This is a genomic window from Streptomyces sp. NPDC050164 (assembly GCF_044459945.1).
In the GTDB taxonomy this organism is placed as follows: Bacteria; Actinomycetota; Actinomycetes; order Streptomycetales; family Streptomycetaceae; genus Streptomyces; species Streptomyces coeruleorubidus_A.
In genome coordinates this window covers 327,597-346,413 of sequence record NZ_JBITJK010000004.1, presented here as the reverse complement: position 1 = coordinate 346,413, position 18,817 = coordinate 327,597, and the positions used below count along the sequence as shown (strand labels likewise).

Annotated in this window: 24 protein-coding genes and 1 tRNA gene; 19 read left to right on the top strand and 6 right to left on the bottom strand. The window is 70.1% G+C overall.

Features of this window, described 5'->3' with window-relative positions; genetic code table 11:
* The first annotated feature begins 16 nt into the window (after positions 1-16).
* Positions 17-706: a DUF5324 family protein gene (locus ACIBNA_RS09565; RefSeq protein ID WP_399164651.1), complete on the top strand. Its 690-nt coding sequence runs from the start codon at positions 17-19 to the stop codon at positions 704-706.
* A 478-nt stretch (positions 707-1,184) separates the two neighbouring features.
* Here ACIBNA_RS09565 and ACIBNA_RS09560 read toward each other — a convergent pair.
* A tRNA-Ala gene (locus ACIBNA_RS09560) sits at positions 1,185-1,257 on the bottom strand.
* A gap of 181 nt (positions 1,258-1,438) precedes the next feature.
* Here ACIBNA_RS09560 and ACIBNA_RS09555 point away from each other — a divergent pair.
* Complete coding sequence (locus ACIBNA_RS09555; RefSeq protein WP_243380052.1) at positions 1,439-1,987, top strand: DNA-binding protein; 549 nt, start codon at positions 1,439-1,441, stop codon at positions 1,985-1,987.
* Between the two features lie 241 nt (positions 1,988-2,228).
* Positions 2,229-3,788, top strand: a complete 1,560-nt coding sequence (locus ACIBNA_RS09550; RefSeq protein WP_399164650.1) for a protein kinase — start codon at positions 2,229-2,231, stop codon at positions 3,786-3,788.
* 36 nt (positions 3,789-3,824) lie between these two features.
* Here ACIBNA_RS09550 and ACIBNA_RS09545 read toward each other — a convergent pair whose 3' ends face one another.
* Positions 3,825-5,120, bottom strand: coding sequence for a hypothetical protein (locus ACIBNA_RS09545; protein WP_399164649.1), 1,296 nt, complete (start codon positions 5,118-5,120; stop codon positions 3,825-3,827).
* 236 nt (positions 5,121-5,356) lie between these two features.
* On the bottom strand, positions 5,357-5,485 hold the full coding sequence (locus ACIBNA_RS09540; RefSeq protein ID WP_003999697.1) for a DLW-39 family protein: 129 nt from the start codon (positions 5,483-5,485) through the stop codon (positions 5,357-5,359).
* A 337-nt stretch (positions 5,486-5,822) separates the two neighbouring features.
* Here ACIBNA_RS09540 and ACIBNA_RS09535 point away from each other — a divergent pair, with 337 nt between their 5' ends.
* Positions 5,823-6,197 carry a DUF6344 domain-containing protein gene (locus tag ACIBNA_RS09535; protein WP_399164648.1) on the top strand — a complete coding sequence of 125 codons (375 nt, stop codon included), beginning with the start codon at positions 5,823-5,825 and terminating at the stop codon, positions 6,195-6,197.
* Between the two features lie 487 nt (positions 6,198-6,684).
* Here ACIBNA_RS09535 and ACIBNA_RS09530 read toward each other — a convergent pair whose 3' ends face one another.
* The 3 genes from ACIBNA_RS09530 to ACIBNA_RS09520 form a co-directional block, all read right to left on the bottom strand.
* Positions 6,685-8,118, bottom strand: coding sequence for a tyrosine-type recombinase/integrase (locus ACIBNA_RS09530; RefSeq protein ID WP_399164647.1), 1,434 nt, complete (start codon positions 8,116-8,118; stop codon positions 6,685-6,687).
* 15 nt (positions 8,119-8,133) lie between these two features.
* Positions 8,134-8,385: a hypothetical protein gene (locus ACIBNA_RS09525; protein WP_399164646.1), complete on the bottom strand. Its 252-nt coding sequence runs from the start codon at positions 8,383-8,385 to the stop codon at positions 8,134-8,136.
* 221 nt (positions 8,386-8,606) lie between these two features.
* Positions 8,607-9,050: a helix-turn-helix domain-containing protein gene (locus ACIBNA_RS09520; RefSeq protein ID WP_399164645.1), complete on the bottom strand. Its 444-nt coding sequence runs from the start codon at positions 9,048-9,050 to the stop codon at positions 8,607-8,609.
* Between the two features lie 230 nt (positions 9,051-9,280).
* Here ACIBNA_RS09520 and ACIBNA_RS09515 point away from each other — a divergent pair, with 230 nt between their 5' ends.
* The 15 genes from ACIBNA_RS09515 (at position 9,281) to ACIBNA_RS09445 (ending at position 18,816) form a co-directional block, all read left to right on the top strand.
* Positions 9,281-9,778, top strand: a complete 498-nt coding sequence (locus tag ACIBNA_RS09515; RefSeq protein WP_399164644.1) for a hypothetical protein — start codon at positions 9,281-9,283, stop codon at positions 9,776-9,778.
* Positions 9,779-9,858: 80 nt separating this feature from the next.
* Positions 9,859-10,455 carry an RNA polymerase sigma factor gene (locus ACIBNA_RS09510; protein WP_399164643.1) on the top strand — a complete coding sequence of 199 codons (597 nt, stop codon included), beginning with the start codon at positions 9,859-9,861 and terminating at the stop codon, positions 10,453-10,455.
* Complete coding sequence (locus tag ACIBNA_RS09505) at positions 10,452-10,766, top strand: hypothetical protein (protein WP_399164642.1); 315 nt, start codon at positions 10,452-10,454, stop codon at positions 10,764-10,766. The genes ACIBNA_RS09510 and ACIBNA_RS09505 overlap by 4 nt, the downstream gene beginning before the upstream one ends.
* Positions 10,763-11,512: a BN159_2729 family protein gene (locus tag ACIBNA_RS09500; RefSeq protein ID WP_399164641.1), complete on the top strand. Its 750-nt coding sequence runs from the start codon at positions 10,763-10,765 to the stop codon at positions 11,510-11,512. The genes ACIBNA_RS09505 and ACIBNA_RS09500 overlap by 4 nt, the downstream gene beginning before the upstream one ends.
* Positions 11,505-11,744 (top strand): hypothetical protein, encoded by a 240-nt coding sequence (locus ACIBNA_RS09495; protein ID WP_399164640.1) that lies wholly within the window; start codon positions 11,505-11,507, stop codon positions 11,742-11,744. The genes ACIBNA_RS09500 and ACIBNA_RS09495 overlap by 8 nt, the downstream gene beginning before the upstream one ends.
* Complete coding sequence (locus tag ACIBNA_RS09490) at positions 11,741-12,361, top strand: hypothetical protein (protein ID WP_399164639.1); 621 nt, start codon at positions 11,741-11,743, stop codon at positions 12,359-12,361. The genes ACIBNA_RS09495 and ACIBNA_RS09490 overlap by 4 nt, the downstream gene beginning before the upstream one ends.
* Entirely contained in the window at positions 12,358-12,657 is a 300-nt protein-coding gene (locus ACIBNA_RS09485; RefSeq protein WP_399164638.1) for a hypothetical protein, read from the top strand. The genes ACIBNA_RS09490 and ACIBNA_RS09485 overlap by 4 nt, the downstream gene beginning before the upstream one ends.
* Positions 12,654-13,916, top strand: coding sequence for an AAA family ATPase (locus tag ACIBNA_RS09480; RefSeq protein WP_399164637.1), 1,263 nt, complete (start codon positions 12,654-12,656; stop codon positions 13,914-13,916). The genes ACIBNA_RS09485 and ACIBNA_RS09480 overlap by 4 nt, the downstream gene beginning before the upstream one ends.
* Positions 13,917-13,997: 81 nt before the next feature.
* Entirely contained in the window at positions 13,998-15,482 is a 1,485-nt protein-coding gene (locus tag ACIBNA_RS09475; protein WP_399164636.1) for a UvrD-helicase domain-containing protein, read from the top strand.
* Entirely contained in the window at positions 15,479-15,745 is a 267-nt protein-coding gene (locus tag ACIBNA_RS09470) for a hypothetical protein (RefSeq protein WP_399164635.1), read from the top strand. The genes ACIBNA_RS09475 and ACIBNA_RS09470 overlap by 4 nt, the downstream gene beginning before the upstream one ends.
* Positions 15,742-16,173, top strand: a complete 432-nt coding sequence (locus ACIBNA_RS09465; RefSeq protein WP_399164634.1) for a WhiB family transcriptional regulator — start codon at positions 15,742-15,744, stop codon at positions 16,171-16,173. The genes ACIBNA_RS09470 and ACIBNA_RS09465 overlap by 4 nt, the downstream gene beginning before the upstream one ends.
* Before the next feature lie 81 nt (positions 16,174-16,254).
* Positions 16,255-17,121 carry a hypothetical protein gene (locus ACIBNA_RS09460; RefSeq protein WP_399164633.1) on the top strand — a complete coding sequence of 289 codons (867 nt, stop codon included), beginning with the start codon at positions 16,255-16,257 and terminating at the stop codon, positions 17,119-17,121.
* Positions 17,121-18,440, top strand: coding sequence for an AAA family ATPase (locus ACIBNA_RS09455; protein WP_399164632.1), 1,320 nt, complete (start codon positions 17,121-17,123; stop codon positions 18,438-18,440). The genes ACIBNA_RS09460 and ACIBNA_RS09455 overlap by 1 nt, the downstream gene beginning before the upstream one ends.
* Entirely contained in the window at positions 18,437-18,655 is a 219-nt protein-coding gene (locus tag ACIBNA_RS09450) for a DUF6011 domain-containing protein (RefSeq protein WP_399164631.1), read from the top strand. Before ACIBNA_RS09455 ends, ACIBNA_RS09450 begins: the two co-directional genes overlap by 4 nt.
* Before the next feature lie 2 nt (positions 18,656-18,657).
* Positions 18,658-18,816 carry a hypothetical protein gene (locus ACIBNA_RS09445; protein ID WP_399164630.1) on the top strand — a complete coding sequence of 53 codons (159 nt, stop codon included), beginning with the start codon at positions 18,658-18,660 and terminating at the stop codon, positions 18,814-18,816.
* Position 18,817 lies beyond the last annotated feature (1 nt).

Sequence of the window (18,817 nt, the reverse complement as noted above, 5' to 3'; positions counted from 1 at the left end):
CGAGGAGGAGGAACCCGTGACCCGCATCGACAGCGTGCGCGCCGCGACTGGTTCGGCGAAGGACAGCGTGCTGCACGCCGCGGAAGTGGTGGCGCCCTACGCCGACACGGCCAAGGACAGGGCCGCGCACTACGCACACGAGGCACGCGTACGGCTAGCGCCCAAGGTGACGCAGGCCGCCGGGCAGGCGCGCGTCCAGTACGGCGCCCATGTGCAGCCGTATCTGGAGCAGGCCCGCACGCATGTGCCGCCGAAGGTCGACCAGGCCGCCGTCCGCACGCGTCAGGCCGCCCGGCAGGCGGCGGAGTACTCCAGGCCGAGGCTCGAGCAGGCGATGGCCGCGGCCGTGCCCGTCACGACCGAGGCCGCTGCCCGGAGTGTGGCCGCGATGGCCGCGTTGCGCGGTCAGGTCTCGTCGAAGGAGGTCCAGAAGCTGATCCGCAAGCAGGAACGGCGGGCGAGGGCCGGCCGGGCCATGAAGACGCTGGTCGTTGTGGGCGCCCTCGCGGGCGGTGCCTTCGCGGCCTGGAAGTGGTGGGACAAGCAAGCCAACCCGGACTGGCTGGTGGAGCCGCCCGCCGCGACCGAGGTTCCCGAGTCGGGCCGCCTGACCTCCGTGGACGGCAGCGGTCAGTCGGTTCTGGACCCGGAGGTCGAGGCGAAGCAGGCCGAGGACGAGGCCGCCCGGCGCGACGACGGTTCCTGACGGCCGCCGGATCCGAAAGCTCGGCCACGGACTCAACGGCACGGCGGGGCGGGAGACTTGAGGCTCAGCTTCGAGAGCCTTGGGGGTCTCCTGCCCCGCCGTGCTGTTTCACGTGAAACATGGTCGGCCTCTCAGGTGCCTTTGCGTGCCCGGCCCACCCCGACCAGGAACGCCCCGGACCCAGCACCACGGCCGCAGCCTGGGCTCCCGGAAGACGTCGTCGCGCACGCCGGTGCCGCCGCCACGCGGTCAGTCGACGGGCCGGCGGCCCTCGGGCCCGGGCCCCGGCCCCCGACCCTCGGCCGGCCACAACCCCTCGCTCTCCGAGCCATGGCCCTGGCCACCAGATCCACACGAGGGCCACCCCGTCACCCGCTCCACCCGCGAGAAGCCGGTGATGCTCACCGACCAGGGCGGCACAGCCCACGCAAAAATGCCCTCCGAACCATGTTTCCGCAGTTCGGAGGGCACTCGAGGGTGGAGCCTAGGGGAGTCGAACCCCTGACATCTGCCATGCAAAGACAGCGCTCTACCAACTGAGCTAAGGCCCCGGAAGAGAACATCCGCCCGGAAAAACCACGTCCCGGCGGGCGTCGGAGACCAGAGTACCGGGTCACCCCCATGATTCCGCAAAAGGATTGGGGGTCCCCGTCGCCGACCACTCTCCGTAAGATGCTCGGCGTGGTTCGCTACCGCGAACCGCCGTACTTGGGGAAGCGATGGGGAGACGCAATGGACGCCGCACAGCAGGAAGCCACCGCAAGAGCGCGGGAACTGCAGCGGAACTGGTACGGGGAGCCGTTGGGGGCGCTCTTCCGTAGGCTCATCGACGATCTTGGTCTGAACCAAGCTCGTCTCGCGGGGGTTCTGGGACTGTCCGCGCCGATGCTGTCGCAGCTGATGAGCGGTCAGCGGGCGAAGATCGGCAACCCCGCCGTGGTGCAGCGGGTGCAGCTGCTCCAGGACCTGGCGGGGCAGGTCGCGGACGGCAGCGTGAGCGCGGCCGAGGCCACCGAGCGCATGGAGGAGATCAAGAAGTCACAAGGGGGTTCGGTGCTCAGCAACACCACACAGACGACGAGCAGTTCGGGGGCGCCCACGGTCAAGCGCGTCGTCCGGGAGATCCAGTCGCTGCTGCGCTCGGTCGCGGCGGCGGGCGACATCATCGACGCCGCGGAGACCCTCGCCCCGACCCACCCGGAACTGGCGGAGTTCCTCCGGGTGTACGGAGCCGGCCGCACCTCGGACGCGGTCGCGCACTACCAGTCCCACCAGAACTGATCCCACCACCCGGCCGCCGAAGGGGGTTCGGCACCGGGTTCGGGTGAGGTGACGGGGGCTGCGTCACGGTACGGGCGGGCACGAGGGGTCGTGTGCCGTACGGGGGACCGGTCGACGCGAGGGGGACGTGTATCGCTCATCGGGGGAGTCGTGGGGAGCCGTTTCGCCCGTCGGGGAGTCGTAACGCTCGTCGAGGGGGAAGCAAGGGGGGAGACCACAGGGGGAGGAGCGACGTACAGCCATGGGTGAGGTGTTCGCCGGCCGGTACGAACTGGTCGACCCGATCGGACGCGGAGGGGTCGGCGCCGTCTGGCGTGCCTGGGACCACCGCCGCCGCCGCTATGTGGCCGCCAAGGTCCTGCTCCAGAGCGATGCGCACTCGCTGCTGCGCTTCGTGCGCGAACAGGCCCTGCGGATCGACCATCCCCATGTGCTCGCCCCCACCAGCTGGGCCGCCGACGACGACAAGGTCCTCTTCACCATGGACCTGGTCGCGGGCGGCTCACTGGTCCACCTCGTCGGGGACTACGGCCCTCTCCCGCCGGCCTTCGTCTGCACGCTGCTCGACCAACTGCTGGCGGGACTGGCCGCGGTGCACGCGGAGGACGTCGTGCACCGTGACGTGAAACCCGCCAACATCCTGCTGGAGGCCACGGGCACGGGCCGGCCGCGGCTGCGGCTGTCCGACTTCGGCATCGCGATGCGGCTGGGCGAGCCCCGTCTGACGGAGACCAACCTCGTGGTGGGGACGCCCGGTTATCTCGCGCCCGAGCAGATGATGGGCGCGGAGCCGGACTTCCCCGCCGACCTGTTCGCCGTGGGCCTGGTCGCGCTGTATCTGATGGAGGGTGCCAAGCCGGACAGCAAGGCGCTCATCCAGTACTTCGCCGAGCACGGAACGCCCGGTGCGCCCAAGGGCATTCCGGAGCCGCTGTGGCAGGTGGTGGCCATGCTGCTCCAGCCGGACCCGCAGGCCCGGTTCCGTACGGCCACGGGGGCGCGCAAGGCGCTCGCCGCCGCCGTGGAGCTCCTGCCCGAGCCCGGCCCGGACGACGAGCTGATCGAGATCTTCGACCAAATCGGCCCGCTCCCCCCGGAGTTCGCTCCGGAGGGCCCGCTGGAGCGAGCGCGGGGGCTACGGCCGAGGGAGGACGAGCCGCCGGGTCCGGTGACGGGCGAGGAGAGACCAGGTTCGGCGGCGGAGGAGGAGCGGTCCGGTCCGGCGGCGGACGCGGAGCGGCCCCGGCAGGACACCTCCGGCAACGGCGACGCCTGGTCCGACCCGGGCGCAGTGGTCGTCCAGCCCGGCCCCCGCCAGGGCACCGCCCCGCCGGCCACCCCGGCTCAGCCGCCCTCCATGTCGGACACCGGCAGCTTCCACCTGCCGCCGCCCCAGGCCACCGTCACCAACTCCCCCACACCAGGCCACGACGCACAGGCACAAGTACAGGCCTCGCACCAGCAGGCCGCCTACTCCCCCTACGACGCCACGTACCCCCTGTCCCCGTCCCAACCGCTCCCACCTGCGTACCCGAGCCACCCGCATCACGCGGGCTATCCAGGCCAGCCGCTGCCCCCGGCAACACACCAGCCCACCAACACCTCCACCGCCCCCTACACCGCCCAGACCCCGCAGATCCCGCAGACCCCGCAAGCCCCATTGCCCGGACAGCGGACCTCACGCCACCGAGCACAGCGCCCTCCCCGCCGCCCCGGCCCCCCGGCCAAGGTGGCGGTCCCGCTCCTGCTCCTCGCCCTGGTCTGCTACGCCGTAGGGTTCTGGGCCCTGACCCAAATCTGAGCCCCCCGGGCACCAGCCCGGGCGCCCCCGGCTCCCTCACCCCGCGCTCCTCCGCCGAGCCACCACGGTCCACACCCCGAGCCCCACCAGCAGCGCGCTCCCGGTGCCGATCCCGCCCACGGCGACGACCCGCATCGCGGTGTCGTCACCCCCGGCCACGCCCTCGGCCGCCGCCTCCCGGTCCTGGTCGGAGACCTCGAAGACGCCCTTCGGCTCGGACTCCCCCACGTAGTCGGGCCCGCCCCGCGCCTCCCCGCTCACCCGGACCCGCAGCGTCATCAGGAACGGCCCGTCCCCGAAGCTGTCGGTGACGCTCTTTGCGAGGTGCGCGACGAGGTAGTAGGAGCCGGCGAAGCGCATCGCACCGACCTGGCCGATGACGGCGTGGCGGTTGGCGTGGTCGACCGGCGGCAGGGGAGGCAGACTGCCGGACTTCTGGTCGCCGTCGTAGCCGACGCCCACGTCGGCGACGGGGCCCCGCGCCGGGTTGTACAGGGCCAACTCCAGTGCGCCGGGCGTGTAACCGGTGCCGCCGGAGGTCGAGCTGCCCAGGTCGGCGGTGACGTGGAGCTGCTGGCCCCAGTCGACCGGGACCTCGTAGAAGAGCGTCTGGCCAGGCCGGATGTCGTCCCGCCAGACCCCCTGGTCCAGCGGGGTGGCCCCGGCGAATCCCGCACCGCCCCGGCGGCGCTCGGCCTCCCCCAGGAGCGGCTCGGGCGAGGCGGAGTTCCACACCCCGGGTGCGCTGGTCGGCCCGGTCTTCGCCGTCCGGGGCTCCGTCATGGCGACGAGTTCGAGATCCCAGGCGTCGGGCGAGGAGCCCTGGCCCTTCGGGTCGACGCGCTCGACGGACACGTAGTAGTTCCCGGTTTCCTGGCACAACGACTTGGTGGGCGAGATCTCGCGCCGGCCCCACGCCGCGATCGGGTGCGGACTGCGGGCGGCGCCGAAATTCGCGGTGTCGTCGGAGCATGAGGTGCCGTCGTCGTCCTGCACGGACACCTTGAGCCCGTCGATGACGGAGACGGTGCTGCCGGGGGAGGGGACGGCGGTGACGGAGACGTACGCGTTCGACGTGGCGTCGAGCTGGAGGCGGTAGCTGACCTTGCCGCTGCTCGGGAGGGAGCTCTTGTAGGCCGTGCCGGGCGTCAGCAGCACGGCCTCACCGGTGCTCCGCGCCCCCTTGATGCTCCGGGCGTCGTCGGCGAAGGCGTACGGGCTCGGCGACGCCGCCGTACCGGACGCCCCGGCGGCGGCCAGGGCGTCCGGTACGGGCGCCACGGCAGCCGTCGTACCCAGCACCACCGCCACGACGCCCACACGCGCGACCACCGAAGGACGACGACCGCGCCACGCGCCCGAACGCCCCCACGCCGTACGACACCGTCCCCTCACGCGCCACCCCTCACGTCACCGGACCGCAGAACGCCGTGACACCGCAGCCGTCAAACCGTGGAACCGTGGCCCATCCTGCCCCGCAGCCGTGTCCACCGTCCCGCTGTCTCCGCAAACACACAAAACCCCGACCGCGAGGCGGCCGGGGTGTGCTCGGTTTGGGATGTCGTGACTCACGAACCCGTGGGCACGGAGTCAGTCGCCTCCGTCCACAGATCCTGCTCGGCGCGATCCGCCTGGATCTGGCGGTACACGAGGAGCCCGCCGATGGCGGCCAGTGCGACCAGGAGAAGCTTCTTCACCGCGCGACCTCGTCTTTCGTTGACGTAGGGGACCTCTGGCGCCCGACTATACACACCGACCGATACCGATCGGTGACCTGAGTCGGCCCTCAACTCCCGCCCGGCGAACCGGGATAGAAGCGGAGTCTGCCGCTCCGACCGGAGAGTGATCACACGCCGACGGTCGGTTACTTCGACCACTCTTCTCCTCCTTCCTCACCTTTTCACCCTTCTTGCGTCCATTCGAGTGGTGTTCATCTGAACATCGCCGCGCCACGGGCGTCGGTCCACCACTTCTCGACCCCCATACACATCATGAGGAAAGTACGCAAATCGCCCAACCCGAAAGTGAGGGGTTATGGCCCGGAACAAGGTCATGAAGCTGTGGACCGCCATCGTCACCGCCTTCCTCGCGCTGTGCACGTCGCTCGGATTCGTCACAACGACCGCCGCCGCGGCGGTACCGCAGCCCGAGCAGAAGCGCAACAGCGCGCTCATCCCGCAGCAGCGGACGGCGCCGGCGACGGCCCCCTGGTCCTTGTCCTACGCCAGGGCCCTGCCCCCCACGATGAAGCAGCGCATCCGCGCCGAGGCCCACGGCAAGTCCCCCAGCTGCCGCCACCGCCCGCTCGCGGACACAACGGCATCACCCACCGCCGACTGCACCGACGGCGACACGGACGCCGACGGCGAAGGCGACCCAGCGGACCATCTCACTCCTCTACAGCGCTGATATCCCCAGCACCTCCCGGCGACCCGCGTACAGGCCCGGCAGCTCCTCGAAGCTGCCGGGCCTTCTTCTGGCCTGTGTCAGGCGTTGATGTCACAAGCGGAGGCGCTGTGGAGGCACGTCGGGGTCAGTTGGTTGCCTTGATCGCCGAGCTGATTGCCGTGGCGAAGAACGACACCACGGTCAGCCAGTGCCATCCGCGGGTACGTCGCTCGCCACCTGACGCCTGCCCTGGCGGCTGATGTTCCCCGTAGATGTCAAAAGACCCCTGGCCCAAGCGGACCGGGGGTCTTTTCGCTGGTGGGGCTAACAGGATTTGAACCTGTGGCCTCATCCTTATCAGGATTCAGGCCTAAGTGGATGATCTTCGCAGGTCAGCTGACCTGCGGCCCAACCCGGCATCTACACTCTTCTACCTTGCCCATATCCGTCCCGCCCCTGTGCAACGTACGCCTTTCCCGGGGTACTTCCGGGGTAGTCACGGGGTAGCTCACGCCGCCGTGACCACCTGCAATCGCCGCTGCGGCCTCTGCTGCGGGACACCCGGCTTCCCGTCCTCCAGCGCCGCCAGGACCTGGCCCGCATAGTCCGCAGCCGCGTGCGTGTAGATCCACGTCACCTCGCCAGCGCGCTCGTGCCCGAGGATCTCCTGCGTGATCACCTCCGGCACCCCGCGGGCGTGCAGCCGAGAGGCGAACGCGTGCCGAGTGTCGTGGAAGTCGGGCCACCAGTCCGTCCGCTCCACCTTCTCCGGCCGGGTACGCCCCGTCTCCTCGTCCGTCTTTTGGACGGTGACGGTGCGGACCGTCTTCCGGACGACACCGGCCTTCTCGATGGCATCCGTCCACACCCGCCGGAACGCCGACCGCCGCAGCGGGGCACGGTACGGCTCGCCCTCACCACCATTCACCTTGCTCCCACGCCGGACCTTGTTCCGGCCGTGGAAGACCAGCTCGTCCTCGCACAGTCCGTCCTTCGGCTCGGACACAGCGCGACTGGGGGTGCCCTCCTTACTCTCCTCTGCCCAAAGTTCCCGGAGCATCCGAGCTGCGAGCCCGGTGAGCGGCACGGTGCGAAGGCCAGCGTCGCTCTTCGGGTAGGCCTTCCGCTTGATCTTCCCGCGCGGCTCGACCAGGACCTCGCGCACGTGGATGCGGCGGCCCTCGAAGTCGACGTTGCACCACCGCAATCCGGCAAGCTCCTGGAACCGCAGCCCGGTCTCCTGGGCCACGATGAGCAGCGCATGGAAGTACTCGGGCAGCTTGTTCCGGATGAGCCAGAGCTGGGCGTATGTCGGCGGCCGCCGGTCCTCCGGGTGCTTCTTCCGGATGGTCGGCATGCGGATGCCCTCGGCCGGGTTGAACGGGATGCGCCGGTCCAGCTTCGCCGCCGTCAACATCCTGTCGAGCACCTGGAAGCACTTCACGACCGAGCTGGCGGCGAGCGGGCCGCCGTTCTCGTCGTGCAGGCCATTGGTCCAGGTTTGGATCTCCAGCCACGCCAGCTCGTACAGCTTGAAGCTGCCGAGGGTCGGAGCGATGTGGATCCGCCACATGGCCTCGTCGCGCAGCTGCGGCTGGGTCCAGTGCTCGATGCGCAGCTCCCCTTTCGTCTGGGTCGGCCACCACAGCTTCCACCAGGCGGCGAGGGTGATCTCGCCGCGGGCCGGGTCGATCCACGTGCGCTGCCGCATCTCGGTGCGGGTCTGCTCCAGGAAGGCCACCGCCTCGTCGTAGGTCGGCTTGGTCTTGCTGCGTTCCTTGCCGGACGGGTCGGTGTATCGGGCTTCCCAGCTGCCGGTGTGCTCGTCGGTGGGTTGCCGGCTGCCGGGGTGCTTCTTCAGGCAGGGCGGGCAGCCGCACCTCATGCTCGGGTTGGGGCGTGGGTTGTTGGTGGCCCGGGTCTGGGCCTTCTTGCGCACCATCGGGCGTGCTCCTGATCAGAGATTCGAGGCGCCGACGGGCACAGCGGTGATGGTGAGCTCGCGCGGGAGTTCAACGCGTGTACCGCAGAAGCAGAAGAGGCCGGCGCCGGGGATGGCTGGCGCGCCGAGGTCGACCGCAAGGATCGCGTGCAGTTCTCTGATCAGGTCGTGGGGGTGGGTGCCCCTGTTGACGAAGATGGTGACCTCGTCCGGGTCCCAGGAGGCGATCTTCGGGAGATCGTCGACCACGGCAATACGGATGCACACAGGTGTCCCCCATGGATGTGCGTGCGGGCACGGAATGATCCGCTCCGGGAGGACAGCGGGTGACTGATCGTACCTGTGTGTGAAGAAGATGAGGAGATGATGTGGCATATTCGCAGCGGTTTGTTTTCACTGCGAACTATGTCCGGAAAGAACACCTCCTATTTAGACAAACTGTGCGACTTAAAACAGGACATGCGGGTTAAGGCAACCCTTACCAACGGCTACGAGACGCGACTAATCCGGACAGCCGCCGAGGCGTCTCGGAGCATGGCCTCGGCGAACTTGACCAGGTCACGCTGCCTACCCTCTGGCAGCTGCCGATACAGGGCCAGCAGTCGATCCTCGCGCTCCTTGTCCGCCCGACCGGGCACGGGTCGGCCGGCCGCCTCGAACATCTCCTTGGGCGTGATGGCCACCCCCCAGGCACGGAAGGCGTCGACCAGAGCGCGCAGGGTGTCCGGGGGGACGCGGGAGGTCCCGCGGGTCCGGTTCATCCACGCGTTGAGGGTCGGGTAGGAGACGCCGGCCTGGGTGGCCAGGTCCTTCTGGGTTCTGTCGGGCGCCTGTTTGAGGAGGCGCTCAAGTAGTGCCGCCAGGTCCTCGCCGCGGGGGGCTTGGTCCTCGGCGGGGTCGGGCTCGCCGGGGTCGTTCTGGTGGCTGGTCACGTCCTGAGGATCCTGCATTTCCATCTACATACGCAAGTAGATCGCAGATCGATGACCCGTTCTTGACGGTGCTCCGGCGCATCTACATCGCCCCTGTGCGCCCCTCTCGCGCGTAGCCACGCCCCTGTGTGTACCCCTTGACTCGATATGCATCTACACGTAGATTGTAGATACCGCAGGTCAGCAGGACCTGCGGACCCCTGGTTCGGCCATGCGCCGGAGGTTTCACCATGCGACGACTGGACAAAGGTGCCCCGCTGCGGGCCGCCATGAAGGCGGCCGGGCTGGACATCCCACGCCTCGCCGCGAAGACGAAGGACGTAGACCCGACGGGCAAGGGCCTGTCGGCCGCCTACGTCGGCTTCATCGCCGGGCAGGGCAAGACGGCCCGCGAAGAGTGCAGCGATCGGGCCGCCGAGCTCATCGCCTCAGCACTCGACAAGGAGGTCGGCGACCTCTTCGGGGAAAGCTCTCTCTTTTTGACCCTCGAATCTACATCTACGCGTAGATCGCAGATCAAGGGGGAGCGGAAGCCGGAGCTGCCCGAGCGGCTGATGGATCAGCGGGAGCTCTCGGAGTTCCTGCGTAAGTCCCGGAGCTGGATCGACAAGCAGATCCAGGACGCGAAGCAGCGCGGCGAGACCTGGCCCGGCCTGATCTACGTCGGCAGCTCGCGGCGGTTCGACCCGCACGCCGTCCTCGACGCGATGCGGCAGCGCGCCGCCTGACACACGGAAGGGCCGCCCCGGATGCGACCCGGAACGGCCCTCACACACCCGAAAACCCCTACGTCAAAGGAGAACAGGTCGTGCCTCACAAGGTTAACGGCAAGGTCAGGGCGGGAGGTGCGGAGTTCGTCGCGCAGGCCTGCGCTGGCGACCGCGCCGCATTCGCCGCCCTCTACGTCCGGCACTACGACGACGTGTTCGGCTTCCTCTACAACCGGACCCGTGGTGACCGGCAGCTGGCGGAGGACCTCACGCAGGACGTGTTCCTGCGGGCCCTGCGCCGCCTGGAGACCTTCAACTCCCCCCGCTCCAGCGGCTTCGCGGGGTGGCTGATGGTCATCGCCCGGAACATCTACCTGGACCACGTGAAGCTGGCCCGCACGCGGCTGGAGACCCCGGTCAGCGAGATGGCCGACGGTGACCAGCGGGACCGCTCCGCTGAGGCGTCCGCCCTGCGGGAGTTGGACATCGCCGAGGCGGCGGAGACCGTGGCGTCCGCGCTGGCCGTGCTCACCCCGTACCAGCGGGAGTGCGTGCGGCTGCGGTTCCTGGAGGACCTGTCGGTGCCGGAGACGGCCGCTCGGCTGGGCAAGGGCATCGGCGCCACGAAGACCGTCCAGTTCCGTGCGCTCCAGCAGATGCGGGGCGCTCTCACCGCCGAGGCGGTGGCGGCATGACGGAGCAGACCAGCTTCGGTTCGCTGGCGCCCACGCTGGCGTTCATTGCCCGCCTCGCCGAGCTGCACCCGGGCCTTATGGCCCCGTCCTTGACCTTCAGCGGCATCTTCCCGAACCGGGTGAGCCTCTGCATGGACGGCGCCACCGACATCGAGGCGTGGCGCGAGGCCCTGCACGTTCCCACCGAGGACGTGGACTTCAGCGTCGGCGTCAGCGGTCAGATGCGGGTCGGGTTCGACGCCGACGTCAACGGTGTCGAGTTCCACGCCTTCGCGCTGTTCGCCGCCAAGCAGGAAGGGGCCGAGGCGTGAACAAGAACCTTCCCCACGCCGTCCGCGTGATCCGTGCCGCCTTGGCCTCCACCGCCAGCGACCCGGCGGCCGCGATCGCCCACGCCCTCAACGACAACCTGCTCCTGGTCGACCCGGAGAAGTCGTTCGGCGCGGTGCTTCAGCGCACGCCCGCCGGCGGATGGACGAGCAAGCAGCAACCGCAGCCCACGGAGTTGGAGCAGCAGGCCCTCGAATGGGACCGGTCGTGCCAGAGGGCGCAGCAGGTCGCGGCCGCCATCAAGGCGCAGATCGGCCAGCACCCCGAGTTCCAGAACGTGCAGGTCGACAAGGACCGGGTCCTGGTCGCGCTGCACATCACGGATCAGGCCCAGTGGGTGCAGTGGCGGCAGTACTTCGGGATTACCCACAACGTGGAGCGGCCGCTGCCGTACGCGGTGGCCGGGGACGGCTACCGGGACGGTGTCCGGGTGTCGGTCGTGGCGTACGACCTGCCGCAGGTTCGGGACCGGGCGGCGCAGTCCGCGAAGCGTCCGTTCCAGCTCGGCGGGGTCGTGTACGACCTGGCTCTGCCGCAGCAGGACGCGGAGGGTGACGTCTGGTTCTTCCAGGGGCAGCGGTCCGACGACGGGATGCCGATGCTGTCGATCGACGGTCGGTCGGAGCGGTGCTCGCTGGCGAACATCGTTGCGCAGGTGGGCCCGTTGACGCCCGTCAAGGGTGCGGCGACGCCCGTCACCGCGCAGGGCGGTGCCGCGGATGCCTGAGCTGACCACCCGCCGCGCCTACCTCCTCGCTGCCGTGAAGGAATACGGCCGCCCGGTCACCACGCAGATCGCCGAGGAGTTGATGGCGGACTCGCCGTGGCCGACGACCGGCCGGAACACCGCCCGCAAGGACCTCCGCGGCCTGGCCCACGGCGGCCACCTCGTCCCGGTCGACACCGACCAGGGCCGCATCTACCACCACACGGCCACCGGAGAGGGCGCCGACCGATGATCTCGAAGCTCGCCATGCTGGCGAAGAAGAGGATCGAAGCCGCCTGGCTGAACGGCGAGGCGTACGACCTTGCGACGCAGGCCGCCGAGGCGCTGGAGTCGGCGCAGCTGCTCCAGTCGCCGGAGACGGCCGCCGAGCTGGAGTCCAGCCCGCTCGCGTGGGCCGAGCAGCTCGACGCGAAAAGCCTGGACAACTTCCTGATCACACTCGGGTCGGCGACGGAGCACGAGCCGATGGACGAGGCGATCGAGCAGATCCACGAGGTGATTCGGTCGTTCCGTGAAGCCCTGACCGGAGCGGACGGGATCACCCGGCGGATCGCCCCCACGCAGGCCCTCCGTGACGGAGACCAGGACAAGGCGCCGGCGCTCGTCATCTACCGCGCCTCCTGGGACACGATGCGCCTCGGTCGGTACACGACGGATGCCGAGGCGCGGAAGCACTGCGAGGACCACGCCCGCCGCGACCTCCCCTCCGCCGTTTTCGACTGGATCGAGGACGAGGAGGACGGCGTCGCCGAGCTCGTCGCCACCGTCGACGGCGACGAGGGCCCGACCGGCTACACCGTGACCGCCCTGGAGATCGCCTCCAAGTACGACCCGGAGGCCGACGAGTGAGCGCCTACAGCCGCGCCTACCAGGCGCTCACCAGCGGCCGAGCCCTGCGGCCCGAGGAGGCCGCGCAGCTGCTCGCCGACCTCCGCAAGGAGCACGGTGACGAGCTCGCCGACGCCCTCGGCAAGCACGCCACGGAGCAGTACCGGCCGAAGCCCACGGACAGCAAGGCCGACGACCGCCGAAAGCGCCGCGCGTACGGCGCCGTGATGCGCGCCGCCAACCTCGCCCGCGAGATCGCCGCCAGCCCCTTCCGAGCCACCATCCCGCCGCAGAGCAACAACCGGAGCACGTCATGACGACCTTCACCTTCGCGCCGGCGACCCGCGAGCAGGCCCGCGCCCGCATCGGTCTCCAGGGCCCGGCCGGGTCCGGCAAGACCAAGACCGCGCTGCGGATCGCCGAGGGCCTCGCCCAGGGCGGCCAGATCGGCCTGGCCGACACGGAGCGTGGCTCCGCCCTCAAGTACGCGATCGTCCCGGGCAAGCCGGAGCTCGGGGGACACGTCTTCGGTCATCTGCCGATGGACCGGCACGACCCCCGCGACCTGATCAAGGTCGTCCGGGCCGCCGAAGAGGCGAAGCTGGCCGTCCTGATCGTCGACTCCTGGAGCCACTTCTGGAACGGCCGCGGCGGTCTCCTGGAGATCGTCGAAGAGGCCGGCTCGCAGAAGGGCGCCGGGGGCACCTTCGGCGGCTGGCGTACCGGCAACCCGATCGAGCAGGAAATGCTCGACGCCCTCCTCAACTTCCGCGGCCACCTCATCGTGACCATGCGGACCAAGGGCGACTACGTGATCGAGGGCAAGAAGGTCACGAAGGTCGGCGTCAAGGCCGTCCAGCGCGAGGGCGCCGAGTACGAACTCGACGTCGTGATGGACATGGTGGAGGGCACCGCGACCGTCACGAAGACCCGGTACGAGCCGCTGAACGGGCAGGTCATCCACCACCCGGGCGAGGACGTCGCCGAGCTGATCCTGGAGCAGCTCGGCCAGGGCGTGGACCCGGTGCAGGTCATCGTGGACGAGCTGGTCGGCGACGGTCTGACGTACGAGCGGGCGCTGGAGCTGCACGGCCGGGCGAAGAGCCGGGGCGTCCTCGACTCCGGTGTGATGCACCCGGAGTCCGGTGAGCCGACGATGCTCGGGGAGCTGATCCGGGAGTACGGGCAGGCCGTCAAGCCGCAGCCGACGCCCGTCACGACGGGTGCCACGCCGTCGGGTCCGCCCCCGTCGCCCGGGCGGGAGCAGCCCCCGGCCAACGTCGCCGATTCCGGGTCCGGCCGGGTGACGGCACCGCAGATGCGCATGATGCACGCCCTCTTCACCCGAGTCGGACTCGGAGCGAAGGAGGACAGGGAGCAGCGGCTCCGCGCGACCTCACTGATCATCGGTCGCCAGATCGGCTCGGCGAACGACCTGACCCTGGACGAGGCCAAGGCGCTGCTCGACACCCTCGGCAACTTCGGCGAGCGCGGGGAGACCGCGGCCTCCGACTTCGCCGCCATGGTCGAGGGCCTCGCCAAGGAGGCCGCCTCCTCCGGCCAGGCCGCCGCCTGATTCACCACTGACCGCGGGCCCGCCCCGACTTCCCCCATGCGGGGCGGGCCCGCACCCCCAGAAAGGAGGTGCACCCCAGTGGTGAGCCCCACGAAGGAACAGCGCGAGGCCATCGACGCCTACGGCGACGGAACCGACCTCGTCCTCCAGGCCGGCGCCGGATGCGGCAAGAGCTCCACGCTCAAGATGATCGCGAAGGCCGACCCCCGCGCGACCATGCTGTACGTCGCCTACAACAAGTCCATCGCGACCGACGCGGCCCGCAGCTTCCCCAGCAACGCCAGCTGCTCCACCGCGCACAGCCTCGCCTTCCGCGCGATCGGCAAGGACTACGCGCATCGACTCTCCGGCCCCCGCCAGACCGCCCACAGGGCCGCTCAACTGCTCGACGTGCCCGGCCTGATTGGCTTCTTCTCCGGCGTCCCCAAGATCATGGGCGACGACGGAGCCAAGGTCGGCATGCCCTCCAAGCGGATCATGCGGTACGCGCTGGAGACCATCACGAACTGGTGCTACTCGGCCGACCCCGAGGTCGCCGCGCGGCACATCCCCAGGAAGCCGAACCTGAAGAAGGCGGCGACGATCCAGCAGATCGCCGAGCTGGTGCTTCCCGTGGCCCGGGCCGCGTGGAAGGACCTCCTCAAGCCCGACGGCGTCCTGAAGTTCGCCCACGACCACTACCTGAAAATGTGGCAGCTCGGCGGCCCGAAGCTGGACACGGACGTCGTCCTCCTAGATGAGGCGCAGGACACCAACGACGTGGTGGCCGACGTCATCCAGCGCCAGGAGCACGCGCAGCGCATCGTGGTCGGCGACTCGGCGCAGCAGATCTACGAGTGGCGCGGCGCAAACGACGCCCTGGCCAAGTTCGAGCGAGCCGGCGCCCAGGTGCAGACCCTCTCCCAGTCGTTCCGCTTCGGTCCGGCGATCGCCGAGGCCGCGAACACATGGCTGTACATCGTGGGCACCGAGCTGCGGCTGAAAGGTTTCGAGCAGGCCGATTCCCGCCTCGGCTCCCTGGACGCGCCGGACGCCATCCTGTGCCGCACCAACGCGGGCGCCGTAGAGGTCGTCATGGATGCCCTGGCCCGCCACGTGAAGGTGGCCCTGGTCGGTGGCGGCAACGACATGAAGCGCCTCGCCGAGGCCGCCGCGTCCCTCCAGGCCGGCCGGGACACCGACCATCCGGAGCTGTGTGGCTTCGCCACCTGGGACCAGGTCCGCCAGTACGCCGAGGAAGAGGCCGACGGTGCCGACCTTCGCGTCCTGGTCCGCCTGGTCGACGACCACGGGCCCGAGGTCATCATCGCCGCGACGGACCGGCTCGTGAGCGAATCTCAGGCGGAGCTGATCGTGTCGACGGCGCACCGGTCGAAGGGCCGTGAGTGGCCCGAGGTGAAGATTCACCACGACTTCCGGCCCCCGTCAGCGGACCCCGTGACGGGCCTGGTGACGATCCGTCGCGAGGAGGCCCGGCTGGCGTACGTGGCCGTCACCCGAGCCCGGAAGGTCCTGGACGACCGGGCGCTGGCGTGGGTGGACGACGTGAAGGCGGTGGCTGCATGACGGCCGTCAACCTCCTCGCCGCCGCCCTGCTCATGGCCTGGGCCGTGTTCCTGGCCTGGTGGGCCCTCGGCCCGTTCCACATCCGCCGGCCGCGCCCGGCGGCCACGCCGCGGCGCCCGTCGTACGCCGAGGGCCTGGCGCGGATGCGCGCGGCCCTCGAGGAAGCCCACCGCGAGACCGAGCCCGGCGGCCCCACCCCGGATCTCGACGCCTGCCGGGAGATCTGGCCCGACGCCCCGCACAGCCCGAAGGAGTGGTCATGAGCAGGGAGTGGGAACTGAAGGCCGCTTGCCGCGACCGCAACCCGGCCATCTGGTTCAACGACAGCAAGGCGGACAGGGCCAGGGTCATCTGCGGGTTCTGTCCTGTGCAGGAGGCCTGCCTGGCGGCCGCCCTCGGCCGCGAGCACGGGCTGCCCAGGTCGCAGCGTTACGGCATCGTCGCTGGCCTGACGGGCGCCGAGCGGTGGTCGCTCTCCCGCAAGCAGGACCAGGAGCGGAAGGCCCAGCAGAAGACCCCGAAGCGGAAGGCCGCGCCGGGCTGCCGCGAGCCCGCCGCATGCGGTACGCGGTCCGGCTACCAGCTGCATCGCAAGAAGGGCGAGCAGGCCTGCGACGACTGCAAGCGGGCCAACGCCCGGGGCGAGAAGCAGTACCGGCGCACCGGATCCACCAGCGTGCCCGCCCGGTAAGCCGCCGTGGCCCGGCGGATGAGACCGGCCGCCGGGCCACCGGCCACAGCGCGAACCGAACCACCAACCGAAGGGCAGCACGTGGGACACCGCCTGTACGTTGAGGTGCTCGATCACGCACCCTCAACGCTGACGCACCGGGAGCGCCTGCTCCTCGCGGTGCTGGCGGAAGATGCCCGTGATGAGACGCGCGTGACGTGGAGCCGCGTTGAGGACCCGGTCATCCTCCGCCGCGCCATGGTGTCCCGCTCCGGCCTCTACGACGTGCTGAAGGCACTCGTCGCGAAGGGGGTGCTGGAGCGGGTAACGGCCGGCCAGAAGCACGCCGCCGCCAAGTACAAGATCACCGTGCAGGCGCCCGCTCAGCGTCCCGGAATCCAGGACGCTGACGCCCAATCTCAGCGTCCCGAAACTCCGGACACTGACCGGTCTCAGGGTCCGGAACACCCGGACACTGACGATTCTCAGTGTCCCGGAATCCGGGACACTGACCGATCCGCTCAGTGTCCCGAGAAACCGGACACTGAGACCGCCGAAACCCCTCAGTGTCCCGAAAACCCGGACACTGAACCGGTCTCAGTGTCCGGAAATCCCGGACCCCTAAATACAGAGAGTGTTAATACACACACTCCCGCCCCACCGGTCCCAGAAGGCTTCGACGAGTTCTGGGCCGCATACCCCCGCAAGGTCGCCAAGGGCACCGCCCGCACCGCCTGGTCCAAGGCGCTGAAGCGCGGCGCAGACCCCGCCGCCATCACCGCGGCCGCCACCCGCCACGCAGCCCAGTGGCGCGCCCTCAACACCTCGCCGCAGTACATCCCGTACCCGGCGACCTGGCTGAACGGCGAGCGCTACGACGACGCCCTCGAACCCGTCCAGCCCAACCAGCCCACGCTGCCCGGCGCCCCATCGCGATACACCGACCCCGCAGAACGAGGGATCTTCTGATGACGCACGACCACGCACCGGACAACGAGGACCTGTTCGCCCGCGCCCAGCCGCACGACCTCGATGCCGAGCAGGCCTACCTCGGCGCCCTCGGCATCGCAGGCCGCGACGCCCGCCGCATCCACCAGCTCGTGGCCAGCGCCGACCTCTACCGGCCCGCACACGCCACCATCCACGCCACCGCTGGCGCCCTGATCGACCGCGGAGAGCCCGTCGACCCGATCACCCTCACCGCCGCCCTCCAGGCCGCTGGAACCCTCTCCAGGGTCGGCGGCGCCCCCTACCTGCACGAACTCGTCCGCGTCCTCCCCGACCTCAGCCACGCCGAGCACTACGCCGAACGCATCCGAGAACTCGCCCAACGCCGCGCTCTCATCGACGCCGGACAGCAGATCATGCAGCGCGGCTACGACCCCACCGCCGGCGACCCCGCCGACCTCGCCGAGGAAGCCGTCGCCCTCGCCCGCAACGTACGCGACCAAGGCCGCGCCGCCGAAGACTCCCCCGTCGTCGACATGCACGACTTCCTCCAGGTCCAGGACACCTACGACTGGGTCATCCCCGGCCTCCTGGAGCGCGGCGACCGGCTGATCCTCACCGCAGGCGAGGGAGGCGGTAAATCCGTCCTCCTCCGCCAGATCGCCGTCGCCACCGCGGCCGGAGTCAACCCGTTCACGATCCAGCCGTCCGAGTACGGCCCGCAGAAGGTCCTCGTCCTCGACTGCGAGAACAGCGAACCCCAGAACCGGCGCCACTACCGGCCGCTCATGAACGCCGCCGCACGCGCCCACATGCCCGTCAAGCGCGGCCAGATCCACATCGACTGCCGCCCCGAAGGCGTCGACCTCACCAAGGCCCAGGGCCGCGCCTGGCTGATGCGCCGAGTCGAGACCGTCCAGCCCGACCTGCTCGTCATCGGGCCCATCTACCAGCTCCACACCGGCGACCCCTCCTCCGAGGACCACGCCCGCCGCGTCACAACGGCCCTGAACGAGGCCCGGGTGACCGCCAACTGCGCGATGGTCATGGAGGCCCACGCCCCGCACGGCAACGGCTTCGGCCCGCGCGCCCTCCGCCCCGCCGGCTCCTCACTGTGGCTGCGGTGGCCAGAGTTCGGCTTCGGCCTCCGCCCCGTCGAAGACGAGAAGAGCGCGGAAGAGGACCGGGCCCGCCGCCTGGTGCCGTGGCGAGGCCTGCGTGACGACCGATCCTTTCCGCCGTTTCTCCGGCAGGGGCAGAAGGGATCTTGGCCCTGGGTCCCGTACACCCCGATCGACACCGACGTCCGCGGCTACAGCGCCACCGGAGCCACCGCGTGAAGGCCATCCGGTGCCGGTACTGCCCGCAGCTCCTGCTGACACCGGAGTCCCGGGCCCGCGGCTACGGCCCGGTCTGCGGGCGGAAGAACGGCCTCCTCCCACCGCCGACGCCCCGCCGCAGCCGCCAGCCCACGCCCGTCACGGCCGTCACGACGCCCGACGTGCACCCCGACCAGACCGCCATCCCTGTCCAACCCACCCTCCCCGAGGAGTGACCGTGTCGCTCTACGACGGACACCACACCGCCCCACGGAACAGCGGCAGACGGAACGCCGCCTTCGAAGCCGCCCAGCGCCTCGTCGCGCTCGGCCACCACGTCCACTACGTCGCCAGCAACGAATCCCGCTGCCTCAGCGGCCACTGCAAGGAGAACTGAC

Excerpts from the sequence above, each read along its gene's own strand:
- ACIBNA_RS09550 (WP_399164650.1), top strand. The coding sequence starts at position 2,229 with ATGGGTGAGGTGTTCGCCGGCCGGTACGAACTGGTCGACCCGATCGGA.
- ACIBNA_RS09480 (WP_399164637.1), top strand. The coding sequence starts at position 12,654 with ATGACGACCTTCACCTTCGCGCCGGCGACCCGCGAGCAGGCCCGCGCC.
- ACIBNA_RS09535 (WP_399164648.1), top strand. The coding sequence starts at position 5,823 with ATGGCCCGGAACAAGGTCATGAAGCTGTGGACCGCCATCGTCACCGCC.
- ACIBNA_RS09465 (WP_399164634.1), top strand. The coding sequence starts at position 15,742 with ATGAGCAGGGAGTGGGAACTGAAGGCCGCTTGCCGCGACCGCAACCCG.
- ACIBNA_RS09470 (WP_399164635.1), top strand. The coding sequence starts at position 15,479 with ATGACGGCCGTCAACCTCCTCGCCGCCGCCCTGCTCATGGCCTGGGCC.
- ACIBNA_RS09555 (WP_243380052.1), top strand. The coding sequence starts at position 1,439 with ATGGACGCCGCACAGCAGGAAGCCACCGCAAGAGCGCGGGAACTGCAG.
- ACIBNA_RS09515 (WP_399164644.1), top strand. The coding sequence starts at position 9,281 with ATGCGACGACTGGACAAAGGTGCCCCGCTGCGGGCCGCCATGAAGGCG.
- ACIBNA_RS09490 (WP_399164639.1), top strand. The coding sequence starts at position 11,741 with ATGATCTCGAAGCTCGCCATGCTGGCGAAGAAGAGGATCGAAGCCGCC.
- ACIBNA_RS09455 (WP_399164632.1), top strand. The coding sequence starts at position 17,121 with ATGACGCACGACCACGCACCGGACAACGAGGACCTGTTCGCCCGCGCC.
- ACIBNA_RS09530 (WP_399164647.1), bottom strand. The coding sequence starts at position 8,118 with ATGGTGCGCAAGAAGGCCCAGACCCGGGCCACCAACAACCCACGCCCC.
- ACIBNA_RS09505 (WP_399164642.1), top strand. The coding sequence starts at position 10,452 with ATGACGGAGCAGACCAGCTTCGGTTCGCTGGCGCCCACGCTGGCGTTC.
- ACIBNA_RS09495 (WP_399164640.1), top strand. The coding sequence starts at position 11,505 with ATGCCTGAGCTGACCACCCGCCGCGCCTACCTCCTCGCTGCCGTGAAG.